Genomic DNA, 16,036 nt, shown 5'->3' with positions numbered 1-16,036 from the left:
TGGAAGTTTTGGGTTCCGAACTGCAATTGTCGAGTTATTAAGACTGTGAAATCAGTCAGTAAAGATAATCTTTGTACATCTAACTCACAAAATTGTCCTTAAGTCTCCTGCAAGCTTGAGATTTTGAGATTAACGACGCATAAATTCCGGACTACCTAAGATTAAAGCTGCGTGGAGTTGTCGCGGACTAGAGGCGATCGCACTTTGGGTTTGAGGAGATAAAGAATTACCTAATGTACTCGTGAGTTGTAAGCTATCTATGGGAGATGGTTTGACCTTAGCTACTGGCAGAGTTACTCCTGAGACATTGTTACCTACATTTATCGGAGTTGGTAAACTTGAGAGCGGTAATCTACCACTAGCGATCGCAGTGGCAAAGTTAAGACGGCGAGTCATTGCATCAGGATTCAACCATGCTGTTTCTGTGTTTTTATAGCCATCTGGAGTTGGACAACCATAAACAGGCATATCTAACTGTTGAAGTAAATTAAATATTGGTTTTGTGTTGTTAACTTCCACCCCTGTAGCTCGCACTGCAGAGATAGCATACTGATAGGGTGTTTTAAACTTGGCATTAAAGTTTTTACTGTCCCAAAATTCAGAACTGTGAAATAAAGTATCGAGGACATCGCGAATATTTCCATCAGTAGCAAGATAGCGCTGTGTTAGACGATCTACTAAAGTTGTGGGTGGGCGATCGCTGACAAAATACTGAGCTAGTTCGTAGCTAAGATGACGGGCTGTAGCGGGGCTACGCGCTAAAATATCTAAGGCTTGTTCTCCTTCTGCTTCACCACCGCCTTTAATAGTGGTTTTGAGAAAAACTTTGTCGCTAGAATCGTGGCGTTTGGGGTCAAAGTAAAATCCAAAACTATGACTATTTTGCTGATTGGGACGAGCAATTCCCCAACCCGTCAAAATCTTTGCCAAAGCGATCACATCTTGCTGGGTATAGCCACCATCTACGCCGAGAGTGTGTAATTCCATTAACTCACGGGCATAGTTCTCATTTAAACCCTGAAATCTACCACGAGCGCCAGGGCTATGAGGGGCAGTATTTTGCCAATTATCTAGATAATACAGCATAGCCGGATGATGTGCGGTTGCACCTAACAAGTCACGGAAGCGCCCCAGCGCATAGGGTCTAATGGCTTGCTGTTCGTAGGCTCCTACTAAAAGGCGAGTGCGTCCCTTGGCAGCATCCACATTAAAATGGTTGTACCAAAAGTCCACCATGACTTCTTGCAGTTGTCTAGGACTATTAGTCGCCCGTAATAATCTGGCTTGAATTGCTTCTTGAAGCACACCTCTGGCTTTTTGTTGTGCAGCTTTCTTGATTTCTGGGCTGGATTTTGGCGTGGTTACACCATCAGCCAATAGTTGCATTGGCTTTAAGCTGAGAGTTTTTAGTTGTGCTAGTTGATTTTCCAGACTGGATGATTCCGGGATACTTTCAGGTGAAAGTTGCTCTTTAATATAGCGTTCTACACCAATAGACTCTACCCGTTGCACATCTCCAGGGCGAGGCCCAAAACTCAAGCGGTTAATTATATGTAAAACTTTGGGATCAACAGATTGTGGCGCTGCATTACTAGGCGTAACCCCAACGAGTAAAATTAACAGCGACATCACAAAGAATCTTGGTTTTGCAGTCATAGGACTATTTTTAATTAATTGCAAGATAAAAGAATTGTTATTTTGACTTGTATAAATGTTCAGCAAACTTCTGTCTTTGCTCTACAGTTAAAATCTCGCGAATTGCCAAGGTATTTTCAAACTGAGCATCAGCTAGTTGTTGCTTGAGGACTTTCAGTTGGTTGTATTTTGTTAGCACTTGTTGTTTAGAGGCTGTTCCTGCCAATAAATTGCGTAATTCTTGCTGCGCTTGCTGCACCGCTTGTCTTTTGGGCTTAATTTGACTTTGGGATTGACTCCGAATTTGCTTCATTTGTTGGACTTGTGCAGATGTTAAATTCAACTCCTGAAGCCAACCTGATTGGGGACGACGCGGTTTTGATAAATTTGTAGAATTTTGAGCTAAATTTTCTCCGAAAAATGAACCCCTTGCTTGAGCAAAAGCACTAGCACCACTAAGTGCAATAATTATCGCTGTAATCAGAGACAAACGACGTAAAGACATAGAATTTATCTCCTAAAATTCCCTAAATTAATCAGAACTATAATCTGTAAAATGCCATACGTAACTGCCTGTATGTTCGCTGACTGTACCTTGCCAATTACTGTCAATGAAAGCTTCTAAATTTGCTAGTTCTGCTGCACTTGGTTTAGCCGGTGCTAAAACTTTGTAGCTAACTACAGCAGCTAATAAGGAAGCCGCGATCGCAGGCGGAACTAACCACAGTCTTGGCAAACGGCGTTGAGGTTGGACTGCAAAAGTTTGCACCTGTTGTAATATTTGCTGTTCTAAATCAGGCGTAGCTGGGGGGACTGGCGGACGATGCTGACGCAGAAAATTCACCAGATTTTGCTCATCATCAGGAAATTGGGTCATAGTTGCACTCCTTGTTGTTGCAGAAATTGGCGCATAGCCGCACGAGCATGAAACAGACGAGACTTCACGGTTCCTATGGGAATAGAAAGGATTTCTGCTATCTCTTTTTGTGGCACTTCCTCTAAGTCATGCAACACTAGTATTGTGCGATGGTCAAAACTTAAGTTAATTAACCCTTGTTGCACCAAGTCTTGATAATGCAAAGCCATCAAATCTGGAGCTTCTTGTTGGCTTGGAGTATTTACCGTCAGCGCTTGTAATTGAGTCCGTCTTTTAACTTCCGCTTGTCGCTGATCGCAAGCTAAATTCCAAGCAATGCGATATAGCCAAGTCGAGAATTTTGCTGTTTGGCGAAATTTGGGCAATCCTTTCCAAGCTCTAACAAATACCTCCTGCACTAAATCATCTAGGCTAGATGGTTCACATTGAGACAAAATCGACCTCACCCGTTGCTGATGGCGACGATAAAGTAGCCCGTAGCTTTGGATCTCACCTTGCAAGCACTGCTTTACCAGATCGCTATCAGGTTCGCTTGTGGAGTTGCTGGGAAATTGCCCATTATTTGAAAGCTTGATTGGCACAACTAACACCTGAGGCGCTCTCCTCCATCCGTTTTTAGCTTGTATTTATTAGACCGGATGGTAAAGCAAAAGGTTCAATAACTCGCTGAATCTTTTATTGCTTAACACGAGCAGGTTGATCGCCGTGACCTGGAGCAAGTTTACCAATGGCAAACAAATAACGGTAGAGACTGCTTGGCGCTGGGAATGGGAAAGAGTTCTTAACTATGCAAGTAGTTGAGAGTATTCCTTGCAGGATTTGCCTTAAAGACTTCCAATTTCAAAATGGCACTTTTGTGCCAATAACTTGGTGATTTTTTGCAAACTATTAACGGCTCAGTAAGAGTAAACTATTAAATCCTTGTAATTAGATGACAGGTTGAGCAACATGCAATATTCCAAGTAGCGGCTAGACTATAATCCACAGTACCAACTATGACCAACCTAAAATCAAGTCCTAAACTTCATCCAGATAAATAATGTCTTTTATATTGATATCTATAGTTGGAATTACTGTAATTTCAATTTTACTGTGGTTGCTCGCATCCAACTACAGAACTCAAAGAGCATTAAGGTGGTGGCATAGTAGGCAATTAGCAAGGATGCGTCAGGAAGGAGAAGCTATCCGTAATGGAGTGCTACAAAATACATTTGTTCTGCGTCGGCATTTGGAGTCTCCTTTACCTACTAGTTTTGAGAGTCAGCATAAATTAAACACACACTATTTAGAAAATATCGAAAAATTCCATTATTCCATTAAAGAACTAAGTGACTATTTATATCCTGCTTATGTTGATGAGAGTTTACCTTTAGCAATTCGGCATGTGCTAGATACCTGGAATAAGCGCTTTCCCGGCTTAAATATAGAGTGCGAGCTACCAAATGAATGGCGCGAGGAATCGAGCGATCGCAGTCAAGTAATTTTGATAGGACTAGAGGAATTACTTGTTTGGAGCGTATCGAATAATTCAAATAATTTTTCTCTATTCGTCAGTTTAAGACCACAAGGAAACTGGAACGAATTGATGATTAAATTTATAGATTTAGATGTATCTAAATCTACTTTGACCGCAGCTACTACAGATGATTTACTTCACCTCTGCCGTGCTTTGAAATTTTGGCTATCCGGTAAGTGTTCTCGCTACCGACAACATCAGGCAGAAATTTGGTACTTGCGTTGGTAATGTCTTAAATGAGACTCTAAAAAAGAATAAATTTGGTAATTTGACGCTTTGATTGAAAAATCGTCATTTTCTGTAGCTTATTAGGTGATTAATGATGTCCAAGGCAATTCCCGTAAAAAATTTGACATTTTTGGTGGTTGATGATCAAGAGTTAGCGTTATACGCAACAATCAATGTCTTGAAACCGCAGTATCCAAATGCAGAGATTATCGAAGCTCACACTGCACAAGAAGCACTCAACCTGATAGTAAATAATTTGCCCGACTTGGCTATTGTTGATTTGTCAATGCCAGAGACAGCAGGCGAATCGGCCCGAACTGATGCGGGAATTCAGCTATTGCGGACGTTAATGGAGAAGTATCGCAGTCTCAATATTGTAGTGCAAAGTGCCTATCCTCGCTCTTTAATTCGTTTAAAACCTTTAATTAGCAGTCATGAAGGAGGGTTTACCGTTGCAGATAAAAGTTTATCAATGAAGGAGATGTTAACTAAGGTCGATTGGGCACTTAATGGTGTAATTTATACTCCCAAGGAAATGCGTGTAGTGATAGAGGTAAAACCGGAATGGTTGGAGATGTTGGAGTTGGCTTTTAATAAGGGGTTACAAGATAAGGAGATTGCCAAACAAATGCAGATTGCAGAACGCACAGTCCGTCACTACTGGAAAAATGTTCAGGATGTTTTGGAAGTTTACCCAAATGAAGGTCAAAATCTACGGATTCAAACAGAAATTCGGGCAAGGGAAGAAGGTTTAATAGATTAATTTTTGGCTGCGAATTAAGGTCATTTTATATTCAGAAATATGAGTTTAAGACGTATTGGTGTATTACCGGGAATTGTAGCAATTGGTTTTGTCATAGCAGCACGAATGCTAGGTTCATTGCAATCATTGGAACTGGCTGCATACGATACGTTTATGCGTTTGCGTCCAAATGAACCTATAGATGAAAGAATTTTGATTGTTGGAATTAACGAAGAGGATATTCAAAAATTAAAAAAATATCCAGTTCCCGATGGAGAAATTGCTAAGTTATTACGAACATTACAAAGTTATCAACCTGCTGCGGTTGGGCTAGATATTTATAGAGATATACCTGTTGAACCAGGACATAAGGAATTAGCTAGCGTCTTTAAAGAGATGAAAAATTTGGTTGGTGTGGAAAAGATTTTGCATGATATTGTAAATCCTCCTTTGAATTTACCACAAGATCAAGTAGGATTTGTCGATGCTCCTGTTGATAGAAGCGGTACACAAAGACGTACTTTATTGGCTGCACCAAATCATAAAAATGAATGGCGACTTTCTTTATCGCTTAAATTAGCAGATATTTATTTGAAAACAAAAGGGATTGAATTGAAAGAAGAGGAAACTCCGAGTAAAGAATACATTATGAAGTTTAATTCCACGAAAATTCCGTCATTATTACCAAATTCTGGTAGCTATATTTCTGAGGATAATGGTGGATATCAGACACTAATAAATTTTCGCAGTAATCATAAACCTTTTCGCATAGTTTCCCTTGGAGACATCAACAATCGAAAAGTGAATCATAGTTGGATTCACAATAAAATAGTACTAATTGGTATTACTACTTCTAGTGTCAAGGATTATATTTTTTCTAATACTATAAAAAATCAAGATAATTCATTGATTTACGGCATCGAAATACATGCTCATGTCACTAGTCAACTTATAAGTGCAGTTTTAAACAAAAGACCTTTCATCAACTATTGGAATGAGATTTGGGAATATATTTGGATAATTACTTGGGGATGCTTGAGTATTACCTTAGGGCGAAAATTACGTTCTCCATTAATACTTATTTTTTATGTATTTATCACAATTATTACTTTCATAATAGCGTGTTATTTGTTAATATTTAAAGGCTTGTGGGTTCCATTTGTTCCACCATTTTTGATATTGACTGTTAATGGTTTTGCTACAGTATTAGCAGCAATTGATAGAAATGAAGCAAGTTTACGAGTACAGATTCAGGAACGTCAACTAGTGATTAATACGGTTGAGAAAACATTTAATATTATCCATAATGGCCCACTACAAACTATTGCTCGAATGCTTAGGCAAGCCGAAGATAATCAAGAAATATCTACAGACATATTTTTATCAGAACTGGGTAAACTTAATCAAGAATTGCGAAGTGTTTATAGATTAGTTAAGCAAGAAAGCTTTATGGGGGGCAATCGTTTTTATCTCAATCAACAAAAAGAAGTTGATTTAAAAAAATCTCTTCATGAAGTCCTTAATGAAGTGTATATTGATGTTTTTGATAGAGATTTTCCCTACTTTGCTGCAATTAAATTTAATGTAGTAAGTTTTAAACCTCTTGATGAAAAAAACTTGACTCTCGAACTCAGACATAGTATTTGTCGTTTTCTAGAAGAAGCACTATGTAATGTTGGTAAATACGCGATAAATGCTACGAAGGTAGAGATTATTTGTGATTGCAAGCAGGGGAAAAATATAATAAGAGTTACAGACAACGGTTTAGGACTTGATGGAGTTACTAACTCATCTCATCAAGGATTTGGAACCCAGCAAGCAATGACTTTAGCTAAACAGTTGGGTGGAAAATTTGAACGTGTTGCTAATTCTCCAAAAGGAACAATTTGCCAACTTACTTGGTCATCAAAAAAAATCTGGCTGTGGAAATGGTAGAGGAGTAATAATTCATTCTGGGGATGTCTATCGTAGTATGAATCTCTTGCCTAGTACAATAAGAGATTGATTTAAGATTAACTAATTTTTGTAATTGGCATTTTCATGCCAAAGATGTTGCATTTTCTCGTCATTAATTAGGAAGAAATATCTAATTACTTATAAATGCTTTAGTTGTATTCTATTTAGAAGTACATAATGTGTCATCATTCTTAACTACAAGCCGCGATGAATAAAAATTATTTATCCAAAAAATATTGGATGACTAAACTAGCATTATCTTTGTTTCTCCTATGTTTTTTCTTCCTGACAAGTATAGTATTTGCAAATACTACAAAAGGGCCGACATACCCTACTCGTCCACAAAATCCAACTATCGGAAATGGAAATAGAGGAGGATGTAATGCTGATACAACAGCAACCCTAACAGTCCTTAATTCTATTTATGGAAAAACCGTTTCTACTCAACCAGTATTTTCTTGGTTTGTACCTGATACTCAACCATACCCGATGGAATTGTATCTTTATGAATATAGTGAAAAGGGTAAAGGGAAAGAGATTTTCGAGCAAATTCCTTTACAAAGCAAATCAGGAATTATGAATTATCTTTTTCCAAAAGAGAAGGGTAGTTTATCTATTGGGAAAAAATATATTTGGCAAATAGCGTTTCTGTGTGACAATAAGAACCCAATTAAAAATGTAATTGCAGAAGCAGTTTTTGAGGTTATCAATATTCCAATCAGCTTAAAAATTCAACTCAATCAGGCAAAAAGTAATAGAGAGAGAGCAGAATTATATGCTAAATTTGGTTTTTGGTATGATGCTCTAGCCGAAATAGATGATGACCATAAAAATAGAGAATTTAAATTAAATTTGTTAGAAAAAATCACACAGTCTGAAATCCAAGGAGCAAATAGTTTACAGGGTATTAGCAAGAAAGAACTAGAAGATCAAGCTAAACGACTTCAATTAGTTATCGATGTAGAAAAACAGAAGCGATAATAATTTTTGATTTTTGATTATTCTAGGAAACATTACAGCCAGTTACCAATCATTACAAAAGGAGACCAATACCGTGGATGATTAAATGTGTTGGCATTTTCATCCACAATAAACTTTATTAGTACAGTTTGCAATGCTTTTGCTTTACTAACCTTAGGACTACGAAGTAATTCATCATAAAAACCTACAGCTACTTGTCCTGCGATCCCATCATTAATCATCCAAAGAGAAGCTAAAGCGCTTTTTGCTCCCGCTTGTACTGCAACACCTCCTAATCCTAAAGTAGAACGATTATCTCCTGTGGCTGTTTCACAAGCCGTCAAAGTTAATAATTCTAACAGTTCGGTATTACGAGCAAATCTACGAATTATTTTATCTAATTCGTTGAAGGTAATTTTATTGTTATCTCCCGTAACGATAAAAGTGTCTTCTGGTCTAATACCAAATTGCCCATGAGTTGCTATATGAATAATAGGGTAAGAATCTCTCTTGAGTTCTTCTTCCAAGTTGTCATATGTAAATTTAGGGTCTAACAATTGTTTTCCCGATATCTTCTTTCTAATTTCTTCTACTTCTTCGACTACATTAGAAAGTGCCTTAAATCGTTGACCATTTACCTCAGCTTCTTGGCTTAAACCTAAAGCTAGTACCCGTAAATTTCGACGATTCATTGGTTCTGCTTTAGTCAAAGTCAAACTAGGGATTGTCGCAATGGCATATCGCTGAATTAAAAACTGCTTACCGTCATGAAGTGCTGCCATCGGCACATTTCGTAAAACACCATCTTGGATAAAGACTAAAGTGTCAATATGATTTTCATGATTTTCTTGCTGTAAGAATTTAAATTTGCCAATCATCCAATCGTAAATGTTTTTAGCAAATTTATTATTAAACTCACCTCTGCCTGTTAAATTTTGTATATTAATACGAAATTGATCAATTTCCTTTTCAACTTCTTCACGTTTTTTGGGATACCATCCCAAACTACTTGTACCATCTGGAAGGGTTAAAATTATTGCTGTCTTATCTTCTAAAATAAAGGTACTAATAAAAGCTGTATTCTTCAAATTTTTCTGGGATTCAACAATAAATTTATTTACAAAATTCTCTGCTGAAATATCCTGCAAGTTATTTCTACTTTGATTGAAAGCTGGAAAATTACAATCATCACCAAAATAGTTTTGTAATTCCGCTAATTTTAAAGAATCAATAGTCTTAAGAATAGAACTGAAATCACTTTTATCGTCTTTAGGCTCAATAGATTTACCTGATGCTTCAACTGATGTCTCCAAGCTGAGTTTCATTGCAACTAAATCGCGGTAAATTGGCTCGATACTATCTCGGAAGTCAAATTGAATATCTCGATTTGCTGTTAAAATATCAGCACGGGTGCTTCCTTCTAATGTATTAATTGCTCGCTCGTAAGCTTTAATTGCTTCTTCTGTCTGGTTTTGCGCCTTAAGAATACGTCCAATTTGCCACTCCCACAAATACAAGCTATCTGGAGACTTTGCAGTTTCTGCTGCGACTCTGGCTTTTTCGGTAAATGCGATCGCACTTCCATATTCTTGACGACATTCGTACATATAACCCTTTTCTCCTAATGCAAATGACTCCGCACGACTATCTTTCAGGCTTTGGGCAATATTAATAGCATCATCGAGTAGTTCTTCAGCTTGCTTATCAAAATTTGATGCTATACATTTTCTCGCTGTTGATTTTTGCAAATTGATTAAATTGATGGTCGTATATACTCGTTCTCGATTTCGGGGTAAATCTTTTAAGATATTATTCCCTTGCTCTAATAATTTTTTAATTTCTTGGGAAGGATTAATTTTATTAAGTGTGTTATCAGTATCTAGAATTTCTTTAAATTCTTCTTGTTCTAAAGTTTTGTATAGATGACCTAAGCTTTCTATTGCTTTAATTTCAGATTTTTTATCTGATTGAATTTGAGCATTTGTCAGGCTTTGCTGTAAATGAATATGTGCTTTTTTTATTTCTTCCTTGGCATATTGTTTAAATTTGGAAGTATCATTAAAGCTTCCGACTGGACTCAAAGCACGACGGTAGTTTAATAAAGCTTTTTGTAAATAAGTGTTACCTAGACTATTGTTGAGTGAAGTAAAATAAACAGGATTTTTCTTTTCTTTTTCTTTTGCTTTCTTTAAACCAGATTCAAGATAGTAAATTGCCTTTTCGTAATCGTCTGTTCCTGTTAGTCGATAGGCATCACCTAAAGTACCTAAAATAGCTATTTCTAAACTAGTGTCTTGGGCAAATTGCAAAATACTATTTTTTGTACAGTTCTCATTATTATCTTTTTGTTTCTTCTTGTCCTCATTATTATCATTTTCTTCAGGATTACACAAAAGCGCGATCGCCTTTTTTGGTTGTCCGATACTGCTGTATACTTGCGCTAACTCAGTTGTGGCGCTAGCGATTTTTTCTTCTCTGTGCTGACTGCTTTGAAGTTTTCGATATAAGCTAATAACTTGCTCCCAATTGGTAATTGCTGCTTCTGTGTGACCGATTTGTGGATATGCTCTCGCTAAATTTTCTCGCACAATAGCTTCGCTAACAGGGTTTTGATGGTTTTTGTAGAATTTTAGCGCTTCGTTCCAAAAGTCGATCGCTTGTTGAAAATTTCCTAAACGATAACTATCGATACCTTTTTGAACTAGTTGACTTGAGTTACTATTTTGTGCTGTTGCGACTTCCCCTAGTTGCACCTGTAAATTTGTGGATGATAACTGACCCAACCATAGAGAAAGAGTAAAGCCGATTCCGCAGAATAATGCTATCAATCTATGTTTCTGATATCGGCTTGACACGGGTTAACTCCTGTAGCTGATTGTGGTTTGAAAATTCTGTGCAGAGATAAAATATACACACCTCACAGAAGGCTTTAATTCAATAGACTACCAAAAAGCTTGTCACTAGAAAATCATGAATCCTTAGCTACTGAGTTATCAAAAAAGATGACGTAAGTAAAATTAGATATTCTAGTGTTTTACAGAGTACACACATGATAATCTGAGAAATGGAATCAGTATAAATACAGGTTGAGCGATCGCGCTTTGCTCTAGAGCTTTGAGTCGTGGGAGTGGGGAAAGTGAAAAAACTAGGCAGGGGTAGAAAAGTTAAGCGATCGCATTGTAGTGCAAAAAAAGCATCGCCTACTTCGGTTTTGTTGGGATGCTTGGGTGCGTTAGCGAAGCTTTCCTGGGGAATCGCACAGTTTACCGTTGGAATTGCCGCTTTCATCAGTCCAGCTTTGGCTCAAAGTAACATAGTACCGGATAATACATTGGGTTTTGAGGCTTCTGGGGTAATCTTCAACTTTAACGGCACTCCTAACGAGGTTATTGACGGTGGAGCGCAACGGGGACAGAATTTATTCCACAGTTTCCGAGAGTTTAATGTTGGCGAAAATCGAGGTGCTTATTTCCAGGTTTTCGATCCAAACATTCAGAATATTTTGGCACGGGTAACGGGAAGCAATCGCTCGGAGATTTTAGGTACTTTGGGGACTATTCAAATAATTGATAGCAATTTTTTCCGTACCAACGCCAACTTATTTTTGATGAATCCCAATGGTATTGTGTTTGGGGAAAATGCTCGTCTAGATGTCGATGCTTCGTTTGTGGCGACAACCGCTAACGGGATTCAATTTGGAAATCAAGGAAGTTTTAGTGCGACAAATCCCCAGACACCTGGGGTATTAACTATTAACCCATCGGCTTTGTTTTTTAATCAGATTAATCAAATTGGGACGATAGAAAATCGAGGATTATTACGAGTTCCCAACGGTGCAAGTTTATTACTTGTAGGTGGTGAAGTTCGTTTAGATGGAGGTATTTTAGCGGCGTTTGGTGGAAGGGTAGAGTTAGGTGGATTAGCTGATGCAGGGAGTGTAGGCGTAGATTTTGCTAGCCAAGGATTAAAATTACAATTTCCAGAACTAGGGCAAAAAGCGGATGTTTCTCTGGTTAATACTTCGATAATTGATGTTTCGGCTAACGGTGGTGGAGATATAGCAATCAACGCTCGAAATTTAAATATTTTGACAGATAGCCACATTTTTGCAGGAATTGATGGTGGTTTTGGTTCAGTAAATACTCAGGCTGGTGATATCACTATAAATGCTTCAGATACTGTTAGGATTGAATCTGATAGTTCTATCCGCAGTGATGTTAGTCCAGATGAAACGGGTAATGGCGGCAATATAAACATCAAATCTACCTCGTTGTTTGTACTGGGCGGTTCAAGTTTAATAAGTAGAACCTCTGGAATTGGAAATGCTGGTAACATCAACATAAATGCTCTAGATCGCATTGTATTTAGTGGTGATGACACGACTGTTGATAGTGGTGTGCGGCTAACTGGTAGGGGTAAGGGAGGCAATATTAGCATTTCCACTAATACCTTGGAAATGTTGGATGGCGCTCAATTAATTACTCCTGTACTTGGTGTTGGAGATGGAGGAAATATTGTAATTGAGGCTAGCGATCGCGTTTCTCTCACGGGTAATAAGGCAACAAATTTTAGCAATACAGCCATCTTTAGTAGCTTGGGTGGAAATGATAATTCACAAGCAGAGGGTAAGGGAGGTGATATTCGCATCTCTACCAATATTCTTGAACTATCTAATGATGCCCAAATGAGTTCTAGTACGTTTGGTATTGGCGATGCAGGCAATATCATAATAGAGGCACGCGATCGCGCAACATTTAAGGGTGATGACACCGTTGTTGCTAGTCGTGTGGAACGAACTGGTAGAGGCAAGGGAGGGGATATCCGTATCTCTACTAACATATTGGAATTATTTGATGATGCAACCTTCAATGCTAGTACCCTTAATTTCGGGGATGCAGGCAATATTTTGATTGAAGCAGGAGATAGAGCTTTTTTTGATAATGCATATATTTTCAACAGTGTATGGGGAGCAGCAATGGGAAAGGGTGGAGATATTAGCATTAATACAGGAAACCTTTTTCTCACAAATGGAGCAGCACTCTCTACCATTACATATGGCAAAGGTGACTCAGGAAATATAACGATTGAAGCTAAAGATAACGTCTCTTTGAATAAAGGTGGGTCTTTACTTAGTCAAGTGAGTGAAAATGCTTTAGGCAAGGGAGGAAATATTAATATTTATACTAATTCTCTTTTGTTGAATGCAGTACGATTAAATGCTAGTACATCAGGGACAGGTGATGCAGGAAATATTACTATTGATGCACGAGATACTGTATCAGCAGATACAGCAATTATTTCTAGCAACGTAGAGAAAACAGGCATTGGTAAGGGAGGAGACATTAATATTTCCTCTGCTTCTTTTAGTCTCGTGGATTATGCAATTTTCTTTGCTAGTACTCTAGGAAATGGTAATGCAGGTGACGTTTTAATTAATGCGCGTGAAGCAACTTCAATAGATACAGGGTATATTTTTACCAGTGTTGAAACGGGAGCTTTTGGGGAGGGAGGAGATATTAAAATCTCTACAGATAGGCTTTCTTTGACAAATGGAGGAACTTTAGCATCTAGAACTGATGGAACGGGGAAAGCTGGAAATATTATTCTTGAAGCAAAAAATAACGTTTTGCTAGATGGCATCAACCCTAATGACAAAAATTTCATAACAGCCATTTCTACTAGCGTTGAAGAAAATGGCATTGGGCAAGGGGGGAAAATTCATATTGCCACAGGTACATTTTCTTTAACAAATGGAGCGCAATTAATTGCTGTTACTGGAGGACAAGGTGATGCAGGTAATGTTCAGATTAGCACTTCAGATGCTGTGAATATAGCTGGTAGTACGGCTGCATCTGGTCGTTCTAGCGCAATTTTGACTTTTACTGAGTCTGATAATTCAGGGGGCAATATAACTGTTGACACTTCAGCTTTCCGTATTTCAGAGGGAGCAGTTTTAGATAGTCGCACAACGGCTGCTGGACGTGGGGGTAACATTACCATAAATACTAATTCTTTGGAAGCTATTAGCGGCGGGCAATTGCAGGCAAGTACTGACGGCAGTGGACAAGCAGGTGAAATAACTATCAACGCCAATGCTAACATCACTATTTCAGGTAGTGACCCAATTTTTTCCGAACGTGCAGCTTTAATACCCGAAATTAACTGGCGGTACAATCCCAACAGTGGGTTTTACAATCGCTCCATTGGCTCAGGTATTGCGGGTGACATCGAAGTAAATTCAGCTTCTTTATCTGTATTTAATGGAGGGCAAATTCAAGCTAGTACATTTGGAGAAGGAAAAGCAGGTAACGTGTGGATTAATTCTCGCGATCGCATCACGATGGATGGGGTAAGTGTAAATGAAAATGGGTTATCTCCTAGCGGTATTTTTAGTGAGATATTCAATCCTCAAGTATTGGGTAAAGGTGGCAATATTACAATTGAAACTGACTCACTTAAGCTGACTAATGGCGCTCAATTAAGAGCCTCTACCTGGGGTGTTGGAGATGCAGGCGATATAACTATCAATGCAAAAAATGGAGTATCTATTGCTGGAACTAGTCAGAATGGTAACTTGTTAAGTGGAGTTTTGAGTACTGTTCAATTAGCTGGGCAGGGTAACGGTGGTGATATTAATATTCAAGCAGGCTCATTGTCAGTAACTGGTGGTGCCCAACTTCAGACAGGTACTAGAAATAGAGGTGATGCAGGAAATATCTTTATCAATACTCGCGATTTTGTTTTGTTTGACGGCACAAGCTCAACAGGACAAATTCCTAGTTCCGCCTTTAGTAGTGTAGAACAAGGAGCAGTAGGTAAGGGAGGTAATATTGAGATTAACACAGGTCATCTTTTCGTTGATAATCGCGCACAGTTGATTACAAGTAATAATGGTGGAAAAGGTAACGGTGGAAATATTCGTGTTGATGCAGCATTACTATCTCTTACAGGTAATTCTCAACTCAGAGCTAGTACTCAAGGGGAAGGAGATGCAGGCAATATTTTTATCAGTACCCGCGATCGCACTTCATTGGATGATGGAGCAATTATCTCAAATATTGTTGGAACAGTTTCTAGTCCTGGGCGTTTTGGTAACGGTAAGGGTGGACTAATTCGTATTGATACTGGTTCGCTATCAGTAGCTAATGGCAGTCAGCTTCAAGCTAGTACTTTTGGTACAGGTGATGCTGGTGATATTATTATTAATGCTCATGAGAACATATCCTTTGACGGCTTTATAAGTTTGCAAAATAGCATATTGAATAGTGCAGCTTTCAGTATTATTGCAGACAATAGTACCGGGAATGGAGGTAATATTCGTGTTAATACAGCGTATCTAGCCATTACCAATGGAGGATTATTTAGTACTACAGCTTTTGGGCAAGGTAAGGCAGGTAGCATTAATATTAATGTTGATAAAACTTTAAATCTTACAAATGGTAATATTCTGACTTTCTCCAGACAATCATCAGGAGGAAGTGTTAATGTTAATGCTGAAAATATTCGCTTTTTCGGAGACAGTAACATCTCTACCTCCGTTGTTAGCGGTGCTGGTGGTGGTGGTGATATTAAACTTACGGCAGACTCTATTCTCGCTTTTGGGGACAGTGACATTTTCGCTTTTGCTCAAGATGGGAAAGGCGGTAACATCACCTTTGATACACCAGCTTTCTTTGGACAAAATTATCGTCCCGCAACTCCTGGTACTAATCCACTGACTTTAGAAGAAAATAACCGAGTAGATATCAACGCTAGCGGTGCTGTATCTGGTGTAATTGTCCTACCTGATACAAGTTTCGTACAAAACAACCTTGGCAAACTCCCCCAAACTGCCATCGATACCAATGCCCTCATCGCTAATAGTTGCATAGCCCGCAGAAATCAACAACAAAACGGTTCCTTCTTCATCACCGGTTCCGGTGGTGTACCTGTACGTCCTGGTGATGCTCCGCTTCCTTCCTATTCCACTGGAGATGTGCAACCAATCCCAGCAGAATCAACAACATTACCTACACAAACACGACCCTGGCAAATTGGCGATCGCATTATCGAACCAACTGGAGTATACGAACTGCCAAATGGGAAACTTGTACTTGGTAAAGAATGTTAATTGTATACCCCA

General features: G+C 38.4%; 10 protein-coding genes. 5 read left to right on the top strand and 5 right to left on the bottom strand.

Going from position 1 to position 16,036, the window contains the following annotated elements:
* Positions 1 to 129: 129 nt before the first annotated feature.
* Genes HG267_RS00995 through HG267_RS00980 form a run of 4 tightly spaced genes read right to left on the bottom strand, consistent with a single transcriptional unit; the run spans position 130 to position 3,093 of the window.
* On the bottom strand, positions 130 to 1,656 hold the full coding sequence (locus tag HG267_RS00995) for a DUF1800 domain-containing protein (RefSeq protein ID WP_052335103.1): 1,527 nt from the start codon (positions 1,654 to 1,656) through the stop codon (positions 130 to 132).
* Between the two features lie 37 nt (positions 1,657 to 1,693).
* Positions 1,694 to 2,140 (bottom strand): Spy/CpxP family protein refolding chaperone, encoded by a 447-nt coding sequence (locus HG267_RS00990; RefSeq protein WP_045867396.1) that lies wholly within the window; start codon positions 2,138 to 2,140, stop codon positions 1,694 to 1,696.
* Between the two features lie 27 nt (positions 2,141 to 2,167).
* A complete protein-coding gene (locus tag HG267_RS00985; protein ID WP_045867397.1) occupies positions 2,168 to 2,512 on the bottom strand; it encodes a hypothetical protein in 345 nt (114 codons plus the stop codon).
* On the bottom strand, positions 2,509 to 3,093 hold the full coding sequence (locus tag HG267_RS00980) for a sigma-70 family RNA polymerase sigma factor (RefSeq protein ID WP_235622998.1): 585 nt from the start codon (positions 3,091 to 3,093) through the stop codon (positions 2,509 to 2,511). The genes HG267_RS00985 and HG267_RS00980 overlap by 4 nt, the downstream gene beginning before the upstream one ends.
* Positions 3,094 to 3,551: 458 nt before the next feature.
* Here HG267_RS00980 and HG267_RS00975 point away from each other — a divergent pair, with 458 nt between their 5' ends.
* The 4 genes from HG267_RS00975 (at position 3,552) to HG267_RS00960 (ending at position 7,935) form a co-directional block, all read left to right on the top strand.
* On the top strand, positions 3,552 to 4,256 hold the full coding sequence (locus tag HG267_RS00975; RefSeq protein WP_228045100.1) for a hypothetical protein: 705 nt from the start codon (positions 3,552 to 3,554) through the stop codon (positions 4,254 to 4,256).
* Between the two features lie 91 nt (positions 4,257 to 4,347).
* Positions 4,348 to 5,019, top strand: a complete 672-nt coding sequence (locus HG267_RS00970) for a response regulator transcription factor (protein ID WP_369792162.1) — start codon at positions 4,348 to 4,350, stop codon at positions 5,017 to 5,019.
* Positions 5,020 to 5,058: 39 nt separating this feature from the next.
* Positions 5,059 to 6,933: a CHASE2 domain-containing protein gene (locus HG267_RS00965; protein WP_045867400.1), complete on the top strand. Its 1,875-nt coding sequence runs from the start codon at positions 5,059 to 5,061 to the stop codon at positions 6,931 to 6,933.
* A 261-nt stretch (positions 6,934 to 7,194) separates the two neighbouring features.
* The gene (locus HG267_RS00960; RefSeq protein ID WP_045867401.1) at positions 7,195 to 7,935 is read left to right on the top strand and encodes a DUF928 domain-containing protein; all 741 of its coding nucleotides are present in this window, start codon (positions 7,195 to 7,197) and stop codon (positions 7,933 to 7,935) included.
* 32 nt (positions 7,936 to 7,967) lie between these two features.
* On the opposite strand, the gene HG267_RS00955 is transcribed toward HG267_RS00960, so the two are convergent.
* The gene (locus tag HG267_RS00955) at positions 7,968 to 10,769 is read right to left on the bottom strand and encodes a CHAT domain-containing protein (RefSeq protein WP_063749802.1); all 2,802 of its coding nucleotides are present in this window, start codon (positions 10,767 to 10,769) and stop codon (positions 7,968 to 7,970) included.
* A gap of 281 nt (positions 10,770 to 11,050) precedes the next feature.
* Between HG267_RS00955 and HG267_RS00950 the strand changes: the two genes are divergently transcribed.
* Positions 11,051 to 16,024, top strand: coding sequence for a filamentous hemagglutinin N-terminal domain-containing protein (locus HG267_RS00950; protein ID WP_168160919.1), 4,974 nt, complete (start codon positions 11,051 to 11,053; stop codon positions 16,022 to 16,024).
* Positions 16,025 to 16,036: the final 12 nt, after the last annotated feature.

Origin of the sequence: Tolypothrix sp. PCC 7601, assembly GCF_025677855.1 — a bacterium.
Lineage (GTDB): Bacteria > Cyanobacteriota > Cyanobacteriia > Cyanobacteriales > Nostocaceae > Aulosira > Aulosira diplosiphon.
Note: the sequence above shows the minus strand (reverse complement) of the source record. Positions and strands in the feature narration are given on the sequence as shown.